Below are 15,536 nucleotides of genomic sequence, written 5' to 3' on the forward strand. Positions count from 1 at the left end.
GCGGGTAGGTCCACAACGAGAGAGGGAGAACCGATGAAGAGCGGATCGGTGGCGGACGGCGCTGAAGTGATCGTCGCGGGCGGCGGACACAACGGGCTGGTCGCTGCCTGCTTTCTGGCGAAGGCTGGGCTAGACGTCCTGGTGGTGGAGGCCCATTCCACGCCCGGCGGGATGACCGCCACGAACGAGTTCCTGCCCGAGGCGCCGGGGCACATGATCAATGAGGCGTCGATCCACGCGTCGCTGTTCCGGACGACGAACATCGACGCCGAGCTGGGCCTGTCGGCGCGCCACGGCCTGAAGATGCGGCCGATCGACCCCGCGCACGTGCACCTCGGATTCGAGGGCGAGTCGATCGCCATGTGGCGCGACCCGCAGAAGACGGCGGACGAGATCCGGCACTTCTCCCGCAAGGACGCAGACAGCTACATCAAGCTCTGCGACATCATCCGCACCGCGGTGAACATCGGCATCCCGGCGATGCAGACCAGCGCGGTCCGCCCGGAGCCGAAGGTGATCCTCAAGGCGCTGAAGGAGGCGGCCAAGGGCCGCAAGGAGCTCGGGGAGATCGCGCGCTGGGTCACCGCCTCGCAGCGCGAGGTGATCGAGGAGTGGTTCGAGCACGACATGGTCCGCGGGCCGCTGACCACGAACCTGCCGTTCATGCAGTTCGACGCGGACCTGTCGGGCTGGTCCCTGATCTACCTCGGCGTCCTGGAGAAGGTCGGCGTGGCGATGTTCGAGGGCGGGACGGGGTCCTTCCCGAAGGCGCTGATCCGCTGTCTTGAGTCCTACGGCGGCCGGGTGCGGTGCAGCGCCCCGGTCGAGCAGCTGCTGATCGGGGACCTTGGCCAGGTCACCGGGGTGCGCCTGGTGGGCGGTGAGGAGATCACCGCGCGACGTGCGGTCGTCACCGCGTTCAGCCCCAAGACGGTGCTGACGAAGCTGCTTCCGCAGGGCACGCTGACGCACACGTACGCAAACCGCGCCGAGCGGATCCCGACGAAGAACACCGGGATGACCGACTACAAGCTGAACGTCGCGGTCAAGGGCAAGCTCGAGCTCGCCCGTCACCAGGCGTGGCGCAAGGACGACATCGACCTGCGGCTGCCGTGCACGACCTGGAACACCCACCAGCAGGCGCTGACCGCAGCGAACGAGTGCGTGCAGGGCCGCGTCCCGGACATGGTCCCCGGCCTGTCGCAGATCACGACCGCGTTTGACCCAGGCATGGCGCCCGACGGGCACGACACCTTCTGGTTCTGGACCGGCCTGACGCCCGCCGAGCCCGTCGACGGCTGGGACACCGCGCGTGAGCAGATCACCGACCGGGTGATCAAGAACGCGTCGGAGTACTTCGTCGGCATGGAGGAGATGGAGATCGCCCGTCGTCCCCTTGCGCAGCCGGACATCGAGGAGCGCTTCTGGGCGATCGACGGCAACGTCTACCACGTCGATCCGACGATCACGCGGTTCGGACCGCTGAAGCCGGCGATGGGCCTGGCGGGCTACGAGACACCGGTGTCCGGCTTGTTCCTCACGGGCTCGGGCACCCACCCCGTCGCCGGGATCTCCGGTATGCCCGGGCAGAACTGCGCGAAGCGCGTGCTGCAGGTGCTGAAGAAGCAGGACAGGCAGGGGCCGCGCCAGCGTGAGGCAGCGGCGGCCTCCCACGCCGAGCGGTGGGTGTCAGCAGCGCCTGAGGAGAAGCCCGTTGTCCCTGCGTAGCGGCGACGGTGCGACGCTGCTGGCGTCGGCGATCGTCGGCCGGACGATCCCCGTCGTCGTGCTCCGCAGCGGAGTCACCCACACCGACGGGGAGACGATCTACGCAGGCCCCGACAGCAGCACGGACAGCGTCGTCGTGCAGGCGGCGCTGATCGCCGCCGGCAGCCTGGACGTCGGGATGGGAAAGCTCGTCGGGCGCCGCGGCAGCCGCTCGCGGTACCTGACGCTCGAGACGCAGCGGGCGATGGATCTCCTGCGCGACGTGGCCCCCAACCAGGTGCTGGACCGTGCGGGGGCGCTCTATGACGGCCCGGCGTCGCGCTCGGCAGAGGAGTCGCTTCGGCGGGCCAAGTCGGCCCGTATTCCGGATGCGCCGGCCTGGTGCGGCGAGATCCGGCCGAGCAAGCTCATCCGCCAGCAGCAGACCGAGTCCAGCGAGATCACCGAGACGATGCTGAGCAACGCGCTGAAGCCTTCTGAGCTTCAGGAGCTCGACGACGACGAGGCCGACGATGCCGACCGCAGCAGCGTCCTTGACCTGCTGGCGGCGCCGATCAACAACCCCATGGCCGCGAAGCTGGCGAAGATGCTCGGCATGGGCGGGTCGCCGACGTCCGGCGAGTCCGGCGCCGGCGACGAGGCCGCCATGCGCGGCAACCGGCAGGGACGCGGCCTGCGCGGCGCGACCCAGGTCCGCACCACGGCCAGCACCACAGGCTCACCGGGCGCGCCGTCGGCCGGCCACCACTACCCGGAATGGTCGGTCGATCGCCGCGCGTACCGTGCGGACTGGTGCACGGTCAGCCAGTTCGATCCACCGGTCCAAAGCGGCACCGCGCCTCTGCCTGAGACTCCCGACGTGCGGCTGCGAAAGCAGCTCGCCACGCTGGGCCAGGCCAACGAACCGCACCGGCGCCAGCACGACGGCGACGGCTTGGACATCACCGCCCTCGTCGACTTCGCAAGCGACAGGCGCATCGGCCAGCCTGGCGACCCCCGCGTCTACGAGCAGCGGCGCCGCACCGGCCACGACCTCGGCGTGCTGATCCTCCTGGACGCCAGCGGCTCGACGGGGGAGTCCACCGACGGCCATCAGATCTTCGCCGGTGAACGTCAGCTCGCAGCTCAGCTCACCGCCGAGCTCGACGTGCTCGGCAACCGCGTGGCGACCTACGGCTTCTACTCGCGCGGCAAGGACAACGTGCGGTTCCTGCGCGCGAAGACGTTCAACGAGCCCTACGGCCACGCCGCTCGCCGCCGCCTTGCCGCGATCCAGCCGACCGGGTTCACCCGGCTCGGAGCTGCCGTGCGCCACGGAACCCATCTGCTCCGCGAGCAGGCGGGCACCAGCAAGCTCCTGCTCATCGTCGTCGGAGACGGCCTGCCGTACGAAGACGGATACGAGCACCGGCACGCGCACGAGGACACGCGCAAGGCGCTGGCCGAAGCGGTGGAGCTGGGGGTCGGATGCGCATGCATCGCCATGCGCTCACCGACCCGGCCAGAGGTGATCGATCGTGTCTGGGGACATGTCGCCCACTGCCACGTGGAGCACCCGCACGAGCTCGCCCCGCAGATCCGCCCGCTCATCCAGCGCGCGCTGAAAGACGCCGCCGCCCAGCGGCGACGAGGCACATCAACCACACACGAGGCGACCGGATGACCGACGCAGTGAAGCTCGAAGCTCCGTTCTACGCAGCCACCAGCGACGAGATCGACGTCTTCGCCGCCGCCTGGCGGCAGCAGCTGGCCGTGATGCTCAAAGGCCCCACCGGCTGCGGCAAGACGCGACTGGTGGAGCACATGGCGGCCCGTCTGGACGTGCCGCTGATGACGGTCTCCTGCCACGAGGACATGACCGCCAGCGACCTGCTGGGACGGTTCGTGCTGACCGGCGGCGACACCGAATGGGTCGACGGGCCCCTGACGCAGGCCGTCCGGCTGGGCGGCATCTGCTACCTCGACGAGGTCGTCGAGGCGCGGCAGGACGCCGTGGTGGCCGTCCACTCCCTCACCGATCACCGCCGCACGATGACGCTCGAGCGGCTCGGCGGCGAGACCATCCAGGCCGCCCCGGGCTTCATGCTCGTCGTCTCCTACAACCCCGGGTACCAGAGCGTGCTGAAGGACCTGAAGGTCTCAACGCGCCAGCGCATGGTCGGCCTTGACCTGACGTATCCACCGGCCGACACCGAGCGCCTGATCGTCAGCCGCGAAAGTGGACTTGACGATCGCCGCCTTGACGATCTCATCCGGCTCGGGCAGGCACTGCGCCGCGGCAAGGACGCGGGCCTGCGGGAAGTGGCGTCCACCCGCACGCTGATCGCCGCCGCACGGCTCATGCAGGAGGGCCTGGGGTTCCGGCGCGCCGCCACCGCCGCGATCGCTGCGCCGCTCACCGACGACGAGGCGCTCACCGCCCAGCTCATCACGGTCATCGACGCGTACGACAGCTCCTCGGAGCATTCCTGATGCAGCTCGGCGAATCCCTGCGCGGCACCCGGCCGACTGACCGACGCGTCCCCGGAGAGTCCGGCACGTGGGTCTTCATCGTCGGCGACATGACGGTGTTCGCCTTCGTCTTCGCCACCTACCTCCTCGCGCGCGCACAGGACCCCGCGCTTTTCGCCGAGGGACAGCAGCACCTCAGCGCCACCGTCGGCGCGACGAACACGCTGCTGCTGCTGCTCAGCTCGCTCTGCGTCGTCGCCGGCGTGCGCGCGACCGGCCGCCGCCGGTCGCGAGCCGCCCAGCGGCTCTTCGGCCTCGCGGCGCTCTGCGGCCTGGGGTTCGCGGCCAACAAGTACCTGGAGTACAGCGACAAGATCAGCCACGGACTGACCCCCACGACCAACGACTTCTGGACCTACTACTACATCCTCACGGGGCTTCACCTGTTTCACCTCGTCGTGGGGCTCGGGGTCCTGGCCTTTGCGATCAGGCAGGTCGGAAAACCGCGGCTCACCGCCCGCCGCTACGCGTACATCGAAGGCGGCGCGTGCTTCTGGCACATGGTCGACCTGCTGTGGATCGTCCTGTTCCCGCTGCTGTACCTCGTGCGATGAAGACCCCGCAGCTCCTCGATCCTCGCGTTGCCCTGGTCGGGCTTCTGCTCGTCGCAGCGACCTGCAGCTCCTGGTGGCTGGGCGCCGACCACGTGCTGCCAAGCGCGCGGACCTCAAGCGCCGCGATCCTGGCGGTGGCGTTCGTGAAGGTCCGGCTGATCGGCATGTACTTCATGGACCTGCGCGCGGCCCCCACCGCGCTGCGCCACGTCTTTGACGCGTGGTGCCTGACCGTCTGCGCGCTCGTCATCTCGCTCTACCTCTACGCATGACCTCTTCGACTGTGACCGCCACCATCCCCGCACACGATCACCCGTACACAGCCCTCAGCGATGTCGTGGCGTCCGGCCGGCCCGAGGTGACCCGGCTGACCTACGCCCAGACGACGGTGGCCTTCGTGCTGCCGCATTCCTCCGTCACGCTGCTGCTCGATCAGCGCCCCCCGCAGGTGACGCAGGACAAGGCCGCCGCAGAGATCGAAGTCCGTCTCAGCGAGGACCAGGCGCGCCGGTTCGCGCGCGGCGAGCTTCACCTGACGGCCGACGTGATCGCCGGCCGCGCCGCGACGGCCGGGCCGGTTCGCCGCTTCCTTGAGGTCGAGCCGATCCTCCGCGGACTGCTCGCTGCCCGGTCCACAGACCAGACCGACCGCGACCCGCTGACCAGCCACGGCCAGATCGACGAGCAGCTGCTGGCGATCGAGACACGCGGCCTGCACAAGGCGTTCGGCACCAACCGCATCCTCAGGGGCGCGGACATCACCATCCCCGAGGGCCTGATCTCGGTCGTGCTCGGCCCGTCCGGCACCGGGAAAAGCGTTCTGCTGCAGCACGTCACCGGACTGCTGCGCCCCGACGCGGGCGAAGTCCTGATCCGGGGCCGGCGCCTGAGCCAGATGTCCCGCTCACAGCTGCTGGCGCTGCGCACGGAGATCGGCGTCATGTTCCAGGACGGTGCGCTGTTCAGCGCCATGAACATCTACGACAACGTCGCCTTCCCCCTGCGCCGGCACACCGACCTGCCCGACAAGGTCGTCGCGGAGATCGTGCACGGGCACCTGGCGAACGTCGGGCTGACCAGCGCCGCAAACCGGATGCCGAACGAGCTGTCGGGCGGGATGCGCAAGCGCGCGGGCCTGGCCCGGGCGCTCGTCCTTGAGCCGAGCATCATCATCTGCGACGAGCCCGATTCCGGCCTTGACCCGGTGCGCACTGCCCTCCTCGGGGAGCTTCTCGTCGACCAGCACCAGGCGATGGGCGGGGCGATGGTCGTGGTCACCCACAACATCGCGCTGACCAAGCGCATCGCCGAGCACATCACCGTCCTGTGGCAGGGAAAGGTCCTGCTCTCCGGGATGCGCGACGACGTCCTCGGCTCCGACGAGCCGTTCGTGCAGCAGTTCCTCGCCGGCGACACCGACGGCCCCCTCTCCATGGACGCCTGACCGATCATGAACCCTCAAGCCAGTCACTCAACCCTGCGGCGCCTCGAGCGCCTCGCCGAGGTCCCGGCGCGTCTCGCGGCCGCGGCGGACCCCAGCGAACTGTTCCAGCGCGGCGCGTCGCTGGCCGCGACCGAGTGCGGCTTCGCGCGTGCCCTGGTGCTCTCGATCGATCGCGGCACCCTGACCGGCGAGACATCAGACCGCCTCCCAGACGACGCGAGTGAGTTCATGCGACGAGAGATCTCGCGCTCCCCGCTGTCGATCACGGCCGGTACCGCTGAAGCAGACGCGATCCGCATCGGGCGCTCACGCCCGCAGAGCCACAGCCTGCTGGCCGAGCAGCTCGGCCTCACCCACTACGCCCTGCTGCGGATCGCCGTGCAGGACGTCGCTCTCGGCCTGCTCGTGGTGGACCGCGACACCCCTGCTCTGGACGAGGTCGACTACGCGGTGCTGTCGGCCTATGCGGCGATCCTGTCCAGCGTCCTTGAGACGAGCCTGACGCGGACACGGCTGGGCGAGGTCTCCGAAGAGCTCCGGTATCTGGCTGTCTCAACCCAGGCGCTCCTCGGCGAAGTCCGGCACGCGCCGCCGTCACTGCCGCACCGGCACGGAGAGCGCCTGGCCTTCGGCACGTTCCAAGGAGTACCGGCGTCTGCGGGCGCCGGCGGCGGGGTACACCTCACCGAGCGGGAGCGGGCAATCGCCCAGCTGCTCGCCGAGGGCCTCTCGAACCGCGAGATCGCCAGCCGGCTCGTCGTCTCACCCGAAACCGTCAAGAGCCACGTCACCCGGATCCTGCGCAAGTTCGGCGCATCCAACCGCATCGAGGCGGTCACCCGTTTCCTCCAAGGTGAGACGGACGGACGCGCGGCATGACCCATTCGCCCGCCAACCTCCCCCGCGCAACGCGCAAGGTTCCCCCGGCCGGGGGCTGTTCACCACCTACCACCCACCGAGAGAGTCTGATCATGGCCGAACAAGGCATACGCAGAGGCCGGGCTGCCCGCTCCGTCCGGTCACTGGGCACTCCCAGATCCGCCGGGCTGCAGACCGCCGGCGACATCGGCCTGCTCGCCGTCCGCAGCGTCAGGCTGACGTTCACCCCGCCCTTCCCGTGGTGGCGCGACGCGATCGTCGAGTTCTCGCTGGCCCTTCGCCGCTGCACGCTGCCGCTCGTGCTGGCCATGATCACCTTCGCCATCGGCATCGCCGTGCTGTTCGTCGGCCGCATCGTCGAGACGCTGGGGACCTCTGACCGCCTCGCCGGCGGCCTGACCATCGGCTTCATGCGCGAGCCGGCCGTGTGGGTCACGGCGATGGTGTTCGCCGGAGTGGCCGGCAGCGCGATGACCGCCGACATCGGTGCTCGCCGCATCCGCGAGGAGCTCGAGGCGCTCTCGGTCCTTGGCGTGGACACCACCCGGGCGCTCGTCGTCCCGCGGGTGGTGGCGATGACGCTCGTCGCCCCTGTGCTCGGCCTGATCACGTTCCTGACCTCGCAGGTCGTCTGCTACCTGCTGATCCCGGTGTTCTACCCGTCGGTGTCCTTCGGGGCGCAGCTGGACACGATGAAGGACTTCGTCTACACCGCCGACGTCCTGGCGCTGCTGGTGAAGCTGCCGCTGTGCGGCTTCGCGGTCGGACTGATCAGCTGCGCGAAGGGGCTGTCCACCAAGGGCGGCGCCGAAGGCGTCGGCACTGCCGTAAACCAAGCGGTGGTGCTCATGTTCGGCACCCTCTGGGTCATCAACGGCCTGGTCAACGGCGCCTACCTCGCATTGTTCCCCAGCGTCCAGCAGCTCCGCGGCTGATGGCAACCAACGCTCCCCCAGCCGCCAAGGCTCAGACCCCGCGTCCTGGGCGCGTGAAGCCGATCCTCGAGGAGGCCGGCGAGCTTGCCGTGTTCAGCGTCTCGGCGATAGCGGCGCTGCGCGGTGTCCCGGGCAACATGTCCGAGGTCCTGCGCCAGTCCGGAAAGCTCGTCCGCGGAAGCACGCTGATCATCGCGTTCCTCGGCTTCCTCATCGGCTTCTCGGTGATCGAGTTCGGCTACTACTTCCTGCGGGCCGTCAGCGCCACCGACTACCTCGGCCTGGTCTCGGGCGTCATCAGCCCACGCGGCACCGCACCGCTGATGTTCGCCTACGTCTTCGCGGCGAAGGTCGGATGCGGCATCGTCGCCGAGCTCGGCGCGATGCGCGTAAACCAGGAGACCGACGCCTACGAGTCCGAGGGCGTCGACCCGATGCGCTACCTCGTCGCCACCCGCCTGGCTGCGGCCTGGCTGTTCATCCCGCTGGCAGCCGTGGTGTCGCTCCTCGCGAACACCGCCGGCGCGTGGTTCGCCGGCATCGTCGTCCTCGACGGCCTGACCTCCTCGGCGTTCTTCCGCTACCACTGGGGCGTACAGACGATGTCAGACCAGTTTCTGGCGATGCTCTGCATCCTCACGGTCGCGACGGTGATCGTCCTGGTCTCCTGCTTCTACGGGCTGCGCACCCGCGGCGGGCCCGCCGCCGTCGGGCAGGCGACCGCCCGCTCGCTGGTCGTCAACCTCGGTCTGATCCACATCATCGTGCCGGCGTATCTCGCGCTCGCCTACGGCACCGACCCGCACCTTCCGATCGGCGGCTGAGATCGATGAGAGCCAAGGCCACCACCGTCGCCCTCCTGCTGATCGCATGCGCGGCGCTCGCGATCATCATCGGATCCGGTAGCAGCGCGCCGACCCACCGCGTCAGCTTCAACGTCGCAAACGCCGCGAACCTCACCCCTGGCCTGAAGGTCCGAGCTGCCGGCCAGCAGGTCGGAACGATCACGAACATCTCCGTGCGCAGCGGTGGCAACGGCGCACGCGTCACGCTGCGACTCACCGACCAGGCCGTTTGGCCGCTCCCGGCCGACACTGCCGTCCGGATTCGCTACGGCGGCACCATCGCCGCGAGCGGCCGGTACGTGGATCTGCTCCGCGGCGTGGCACGAGGGACCCCGATCAGTGACGGCGGGCGCATTCGCCGGGTGGAGCTGCCCGTCGAGTTCGACGAGGTCTTCAACACGTTCGGGCCACGGACACGACAGAACTTGCGCTCCACCGTCGATGCGGCCGGAAGCACCCTGCAGGCCGCCGGCGGGCCGCTGCGCCGGGCACTGAAGAGCGCTCCGCCCGCCGTCCATCAGGTCGCCGGCACCCTGATCGACCTGGGCGACACCCACGCGACCCTCGACACCCTCGTCCGGTCCACCGACCGCGTCCTGGCCGCGACCCAGCGCGCCGACCCCGGTCTCGGTCCGCTGCTCGCGGACGCGGCGACGACGTTCACCGCCGTAGGCGACGAGGCCAGTGCGGTCAAGCGCACGCTCACCGAGGCACCCTCCACCATGAAGGACACCCGCACGACGCTCGCGCAGGTCGACCGCACCCTGACCGCGGCAACAGCCCTCACCGGGAAGCTCGCGCCCGGCGTGCAGCAGCTCCGGAAGATCATCCTGCCGCTGAACAGCACGCTGCAGACCGTCCACGAGGTCGCTCCGACCGCGCGCCGTGCCCTGGCCACCACGCGGCGCGCCGCCCCGGACCTCACCCGGCTGCTGGACGACGCCGGCGCGCTGACCCCGAACCTGAAGTCCACCCTCGAGCAGGCCAGCACCCAGCTCACCTGCCTGCGGCCGTACGCCCCGGAGATCGCCGGCTTTGCGTCCACCTGGAGCGGGTTCGTCGCCAACGGCGACAAGAAGAACAAGTACGCGCGGTTGTTCAACGCCGTGTACCCCTTCCCGAACGACACCCCCCTGACCGTCCCGCAGCTCTCCAAGCTGATGCCCGGCCCCTTCCAGGCCTGGGGATTCCCGCGCGCCCCCGGAGCCAACGCCGGACAGCCGTGGTACCAGCCCGACTGCGGCATCACCGCCGACGGCGCCGACCCCGCCAAGGACCCCGAGGCACGCAACTTCGACCCCTTCTCAAAGAACCTGATCGAGGTCGCGCCATGAACCGCCCACTCACGACAGCGTTGGCCGCGGCGAGCTTGGCCTTGGGGCTCGGCGCCTGCGGCTCAGACGCGGACTACCGCGTGACCCTGGAGCTGAAGAACGCCGATGGCTTGCGGGAAGGATCCCTCGTCCAGGTCGGCGGCGTCCCCGTCGGGAAGGTCGCAGAGCTTCGCCTGCAGCCCAACGACCGCGTGGATGCCACGCTCAAGATCGACGCCGACCGCGGACCGATCGGCCGCAACGCCCGCGCCACGATCGCCTCACGGAACCTGCTCGGAGAGAAGTACGTGAACCTCACGCCCGGCGACCGCCGGGCGGCGCTGCCATCCGGCGGCCGGGTCGGCGCCGATCGCGTCACCGCATCCGTCGACCTGGACCAGATCCTCGACGTCCTCGCTCCGACCACCCGCGCGAAGGTCGGGGTGCTCATCAACGAAGCCGGCGCGGGACTGGTCGGGCGCGGCGGTGACCTCAACAGCTTCCTTCGCCAGTTCCCACCCGCCGTGGACAAGGCCACCGACCTGCTCGAGCAGGTCGTGGGCGACAACCACACCCTCGGCGAGGTCATCGAGCGCAGCGACCGATTCCTCGCCACACTGACCCGCCAGCGGCGCGAGCTCACGCAGCTCATCGACACCGCCGGCCGCGCATCGCAGAGCTTCTCCGCCAAGCGCGCCGAGCTCATCGCCACCCTCGACCGCGCACCGGGAACGCTGAGCGAACTGCAACGCGCGCTCGGTGAGATCCGCGACACCGCCCCTCCCCTCGGCCAGGCCGCACGGGCGATCAGCGCAACCGCTCCCCCCCTCGCCCAGACCCTCAACGCCGTCGAGCCGTTCCGTCAGGCCGCCGCCCCCGCCCTCGAGCAGCTGCGCCGCACCTCGCCGGCGATCAGCCGCCTCGGCCGCCAGGCCACCCCGGTCCTGAGGCGCGCCCAGCCGACGCTGAGCTCCCTGCGTGGCTTCGCCACCTCGCTGGCACCGGTGTCGCGCACCCTGGATCTCACGATCGACGACCTGATGGCCACCCTTCAGGGCTGGTCACGGGCGATCCAGGCCCGGGACGGCCTGACGCACATGTTCCGCGCGAAGGTCGCGGTCAACCCCGAGTCCCTGAACTCGATCATCACCCGCCTCTCCACCCCCGCGCCGACGCAGAGCAAGACCACCAAGCCCACGAAGCCCGGAATACCGAGCGTCGCCGGACTGCTTCCCGCGCTCACGCGCAAGCCACCCAAATCAGCGAAACCGCAGCTCCCATCCACGCCAGCGCCCAGCACGCCCGGTGCGCCCGCAGCTGACCTTGGAAACACCGTCGGCAACGGCGTAAGCCAGCTCCTCGACTACCTCCTCGGGAAATGACCACCACCACCCGAATGCGAAAGCGCCGCCGCGACCCCGCTGGTCGCCTGGCGCGAGCCGGAGTCATCACGATCGCGGCAACAATCCTGCTCGCCTGGCTGACGCTCAACTCACCCAACGGGGTACCGGGCACCAAGCACCGCACCGCGACCGTCGTCCTCGGCGACGTCGGAAGCCTGCGCGCGCACAACGACGTGCGCACGGCCGGAGTGCTCATCGGCCAGGTCAAGACGATCGAACCGAGCGGCACCCGCGCAAAGGTCACCCTGCGACTCTCCGCAGCGGCCGGGATGATCCCCGAGGACTCCACCGCCGCGGTGCGCAGCGCCGGACTGCTCGGCCAGCGGTACCTGCAGCTCATCCGCGGCACCAGCAGCCGCGAGCTACCCGACGGGGGGACGCTGCGCCCGGCGTCGCGATCGATCACGCTCGGCGTCCCGGACGTTCTCGAGACCTTCGATGCCGCGACGCGTGGCGGACTCGGCCACAGCGTCCGCGGCCTCGGCACCGGCGTCCTCGGCGAGGGGCAGCACATCAACGACGCCATCAAGGCCGGCCCACAGGCGGCCGCAGACTTCCGCACCACCGCCGACGCAGTCCTCGACAGCAACGCCAACGCCTCCCTGCTCGCGCCACGCCTCAACAGCGCCGCCGCAGCCCTGGACGCCTCACGCGGACAGATCGCGACGCTGCTCTCCCCGACCGACCACGCCCTGCGGCCGCTGGCCGAGGAGCGCGTCGCGGTCGGCCGCGCCCTCGACCTGGCCCCGGCGACCCTGACGGCGGCCCGTCCGGGGCTGGCGGCCGCCTACCGCCTCGCCGGCACCGTCCACCGGCTCGCGGACACCGCCGCCCAGACGTTGCCGAAGGCACCCACCGCCCTACGGGCCACGACCGTGCTGCTCCGCGACGCCCGCGCGCCGCTGCGCGACGCCGCGCCACTCGTGGAACAGGCCCGAGCGACGGTCCCGAAAGCCCTCCACCTCACCGAAGCGATCGACCCTGTGCTCACCCCACTCCGCCAACCCCTGGACCGTCTGCAGAGCCCGCTGAACATCCTCGGCGAGCACGGCTGCGACGTCGTGAACTTCGCGAGGGTGTGGCGCAGCTTCCTCGGGTTCGGAAGCGTCCCCGGCGGCAAGATCGGAAACCTCGGCGAGATCCGCGCTGAGGCGATCGTCAACATGCCGCTCACCGGCGCCGGCGACAGCCTCACGCTGCCCGACGCGCTCTCCGAGCGCGACCTGTACCCCGCGCCCTGCAAGTACGCAGGCTCCGTCCACCCGACCCTGACGCTTCGGCCATGAAGAACCTCGCCGCCAACCGGGCCGCGCTCGGCGCGCTCGTCCTGACCCTGCTGATCGCCGTCACCGTCGCCATCGACAGCGGCCTGGTCGCCTCCCAGTTCAGTGAGAAGGGAACAACGATCCGCGCGCAGTTCACCACCACCGGACAGCTGAAGAAGGGCGACCCCGTTCGCATCAACGGGATCACCGCCGGACGCGTAGACCGGCTCCGCCTCGCTCCCGGCGGACGCACGGCGATCGTCGACCTGACCGTGTTCGACAGCGCCGGCACGATCCACGCCGACGCCTCGGCCAGGATCCGGCTGCGCACCGCGCTCGGAGGCACCTTCGCCGTCGACCTGAAGCCCGGCACAGCGAGCACCTCGCCCCTCGGTGACCGCACGATCCCGACCACCCGCACCGAGAACCAGGTCGAGGTCGAGGACCTCATCGCGTTCAACCGCGGCGCCTCCAGGGACGGACTGCGCACCACCCTGAAAGAGCTCCCCGCCGCGCTGCACCCCGAGCCGGTCGCTAGCGCGGTAACCAAGCTCGACGCTGACGCCCCCGCCCTGGAGGCCACCATCGCCGCAGTCCGCGGGCCGCGCGAGCAGGATCTTCGACGGGTCCTCGCCGCGACCGCACAGACGGTCCGCGCCGTCGACGCACCCGCTGACGGCGTCCGCCGAATGGTCGAAGGCGCCGCTTCCACCGTCAACGTCACCGCCGCCCGCAGCCAGGAGCTGCGGCGCACCTTCGCGCTGACCGGCCAGATCCAGCCACAGGTCCGGCGAACCCTCGCCGAGCTGCGCAGCACCCTGCACCAGGCGGACCCGCTGATCGAGCGGCTCACCGGCGCCGCGCCGGCCCTGTCGCCGACGCTCAGCGAGCTGCGCCCGACCGTACGCTCGGCCGACCGGCTGCTCAGCACCGCACGGCCGGTCGCCCAGAACCTCCGCTACGCCGCGCGCTCGCTTGCCCTGACGGCTCGCAGCGGCACGCAGCTTGTCAACGAGCTGCAGCCGAGCATCGACCGACTCGCCGGCACCGTCCTGCCGGGCCTGGCCGAGCGCGACCCGGTAACCGAGCTACGGACTTATCAGATCGTCGGACCGACGATCGCCAGCCTGAACGGGTCCGCATCGACGTTCGACGCCGAGGGCCACCTCTTCCGGTTCCCCGCCCTGGGCAGCGAACGCTCGGTGGCAAACCTCCTGCCCTGCAACGTGCTCCTGACCGACCCAGAGGAGAGCTCGATCCTGAAGTGCAACAAGCTCCTCGGCGGCGTCAAGCGTGCCCTCAGCTACCGGCAGCCGACACCGAAGGCCGGCAAATGACCGCGATCCGCGACCACATCAGCCACCGTCCCAGCCGTGCCCGCGCGACCCTGGAGATCAAACGCTCGCTGGCGCCGCTCGCCGCCGTCGCCGTCGGCCTCGCACTCGCCGCTGGCGGACTTGCGTACATCGCGCTGCAGATCCCCGGACACGGCGGGCTGACGGAGTCCCAGAGCGTGCAGTTCACCGTCGCGGACGCCACCGGCGTCGTCGCCGGCCGCGACGAGGTCCGCGTCAGCGGCATCCCCGCCGGCACCATCACCAGCGTCAAGCTCGACCGTGGCCGGGCGATCCTCACCGCGAAGATCGACCGCAAGTACACCCCCGTCTACCGCGACGCCCGGGCGCAGCTTCGGCCGAACACGCCCCTGCAGGACATGTACCTCGACATCGTCGACCGCGGCACCCGCGCCAGCGGCAAGGCCCCCGCAGCACAGCCGCTCTCCGAGAGTCAGACCTCCTCGAGCGTCTCGATCGCCGACGTCCTGCAGACCTTCAACGCGGACACGCGAGTTCGGCTACGGACGATGCTCGCCGAGTTCGGCACCGGCATCGACGGCGAAGGGGCCGCCGTCCGCAACGCGTTCGTCGCGCTCTCGCCGCTTCTGGACGCAGCCCGTCGCCTGACCACACAGGTCACCAAGCGCAAGACGATGACCCGTCGTCTCGTCCAGAACACAGCAACCCTGACCGAGGAGCTCGGGCGCCGGCAGACGCAGGTGCGCCGCTTGGTCGGCGACAGCGCCCAGACGCTGTCGGCGATCCAGGATGAACGCCAGGGCCTTGACCAGACGCTGCAGCAGCTGCCACCCGCGCTCAGCACACTGAGCGCCGCGACCTCGGCCCTTGGCATCGTCCTGCCCGACGTCGACACCGCCGTCCAGCGGCTACAGCCCATCGCCGATCGGCTTGGCACTTCCCTCAAAGCGGTCCGCCGCTTGAGCGCCACCGCCAGGCCGGCCCTTGACGACCTGCGCCCGGCGATCACCGACGTCAGCCCGCTCGTGTCCGAGCTCCGTCCGGCATCCGCCAGCCTCGCCGATGCCGTTCAGGCACTGCAGCCGCAGACCGGTGCGATCAACCACGTCACCACAAGCCTCGGCAAGTGCACGTTCGTGCTCCAGCGGTTCTTCCAGTGGACGCAGTCGGTTTTCGCCACCGGCGACGCCCGCGGCGTGGCCCCCCGCGGTGACGCAGCGGTCTCCCTGGACAGCACCGGCCTCGCGATCGACACCGCGACCAAGAAGTACCCCAACAACTGTGGTGGCGGCACCACGCTCGGCGGCGCACCCGCCGAGGTCGTCCGTCCCTGAGGAGACAGA

At 70.2% G+C, this 15,536-nt stretch carries 14 protein-coding genes; all 14 read left to right on the top strand.

What is annotated here, in order from left to right:
* Positions 1 to 33 precede the first annotated feature (33 nt).
* Positions 34 to 1,728 carry an NAD(P)/FAD-dependent oxidoreductase gene (locus DSM112329_RS02395; protein ID WP_354700210.1) on the top strand — a complete coding sequence of 565 codons (1,695 nt, stop codon included), beginning with the start codon at positions 34 to 36 and terminating at the stop codon, positions 1,726 to 1,728.
* Entirely contained in the window at positions 1,715 to 3,391 is a 1,677-nt protein-coding gene (locus DSM112329_RS02400; RefSeq protein WP_354700211.1) for a hypothetical protein, read from the top strand. The genes DSM112329_RS02395 and DSM112329_RS02400 overlap by 14 nt, the downstream gene beginning before the upstream one ends.
* On the top strand, positions 3,388 to 4,200 hold the full coding sequence (locus DSM112329_RS02405) for a CbbQ/NirQ/NorQ/GpvN family protein (protein WP_354700212.1): 813 nt from the start codon (positions 3,388 to 3,390) through the stop codon (positions 4,198 to 4,200). The genes DSM112329_RS02400 and DSM112329_RS02405 overlap by 4 nt, the downstream gene beginning before the upstream one ends.
* The gene (locus DSM112329_RS02410) at positions 4,200 to 4,793 is read left to right on the top strand and encodes a cytochrome c oxidase subunit 3 family protein (RefSeq protein ID WP_354700213.1); all 594 of its coding nucleotides are present in this window, start codon (positions 4,200 to 4,202) and stop codon (positions 4,791 to 4,793) included. The genes DSM112329_RS02405 and DSM112329_RS02410 overlap by 1 nt, the downstream gene beginning before the upstream one ends.
* Positions 4,790 to 5,065 carry a cytochrome C oxidase subunit IV family protein gene (locus DSM112329_RS02415; protein WP_354700214.1) on the top strand — a complete coding sequence of 92 codons (276 nt, stop codon included), beginning with the start codon at positions 4,790 to 4,792 and terminating at the stop codon, positions 5,063 to 5,065. The genes DSM112329_RS02410 and DSM112329_RS02415 overlap by 4 nt, the downstream gene beginning before the upstream one ends.
* On the top strand, positions 5,062 to 6,237 hold the full coding sequence (locus tag DSM112329_RS02420) for an ATP-binding cassette domain-containing protein (protein WP_354700215.1): 1,176 nt from the start codon (positions 5,062 to 5,064) through the stop codon (positions 6,235 to 6,237). Before DSM112329_RS02415 ends, DSM112329_RS02420 begins: the two co-directional genes overlap by 4 nt.
* 6 nt (positions 6,238 to 6,243) lie before the next feature.
* On the top strand, positions 6,244 to 7,116 hold the full coding sequence (locus DSM112329_RS02425) for a helix-turn-helix transcriptional regulator (protein ID WP_354700216.1): 873 nt from the start codon (positions 6,244 to 6,246) through the stop codon (positions 7,114 to 7,116).
* A 92-nt stretch (positions 7,117 to 7,208) separates the two neighbouring features.
* Positions 7,209 to 8,051, top strand: coding sequence for an ABC transporter permease (locus DSM112329_RS02430; RefSeq protein ID WP_354700217.1), 843 nt, complete (start codon positions 7,209 to 7,211; stop codon positions 8,049 to 8,051).
* A gap of 53 nt (positions 8,052 to 8,104) precedes the next feature.
* On the top strand, positions 8,105 to 8,875 hold the full coding sequence (locus tag DSM112329_RS02435) for an ABC transporter permease (RefSeq protein ID WP_354700218.1): 771 nt from the start codon (positions 8,105 to 8,107) through the stop codon (positions 8,873 to 8,875).
* Positions 8,876 to 8,880: 5 nt separating this feature from the next.
* A complete protein-coding gene (locus DSM112329_RS02440; protein WP_354700219.1) occupies positions 8,881 to 10,230 on the top strand; it encodes an MlaD family protein in 1,350 nt (449 codons plus the stop codon).
* Positions 10,227 to 11,591, top strand: coding sequence for an MlaD family protein (locus DSM112329_RS02445; protein WP_354700220.1), 1,365 nt, complete (start codon positions 10,227 to 10,229; stop codon positions 11,589 to 11,591). Before DSM112329_RS02440 ends, DSM112329_RS02445 begins: the two co-directional genes overlap by 4 nt.
* The gene (locus tag DSM112329_RS02450) at positions 11,588 to 12,898 is read left to right on the top strand and encodes an MlaD family protein (protein ID WP_354700221.1); all 1,311 of its coding nucleotides are present in this window, start codon (positions 11,588 to 11,590) and stop codon (positions 12,896 to 12,898) included. Before DSM112329_RS02445 ends, DSM112329_RS02450 begins: the two co-directional genes overlap by 4 nt.
* On the top strand, positions 12,895 to 14,214 hold the full coding sequence (locus tag DSM112329_RS02455) for an MlaD family protein (RefSeq protein ID WP_354700222.1): 1,320 nt from the start codon (positions 12,895 to 12,897) through the stop codon (positions 14,212 to 14,214). The genes DSM112329_RS02450 and DSM112329_RS02455 overlap by 4 nt, the downstream gene beginning before the upstream one ends.
* The gene (locus DSM112329_RS02460) at positions 14,211 to 15,527 is read left to right on the top strand and encodes an MlaD family protein (RefSeq protein ID WP_354700223.1); all 1,317 of its coding nucleotides are present in this window, start codon (positions 14,211 to 14,213) and stop codon (positions 15,525 to 15,527) included. The genes DSM112329_RS02455 and DSM112329_RS02460 overlap by 4 nt, the downstream gene beginning before the upstream one ends.
* Positions 15,528 to 15,536 lie beyond the last annotated feature (9 nt).

It is taken from the genome of Paraconexibacter sp. AEG42_29 (genome assembly GCF_040581415.1).
Classification (GTDB): Bacteria; Actinomycetota; Thermoleophilia; order Solirubrobacterales; family Solirubrobacteraceae; genus Paraconexibacter.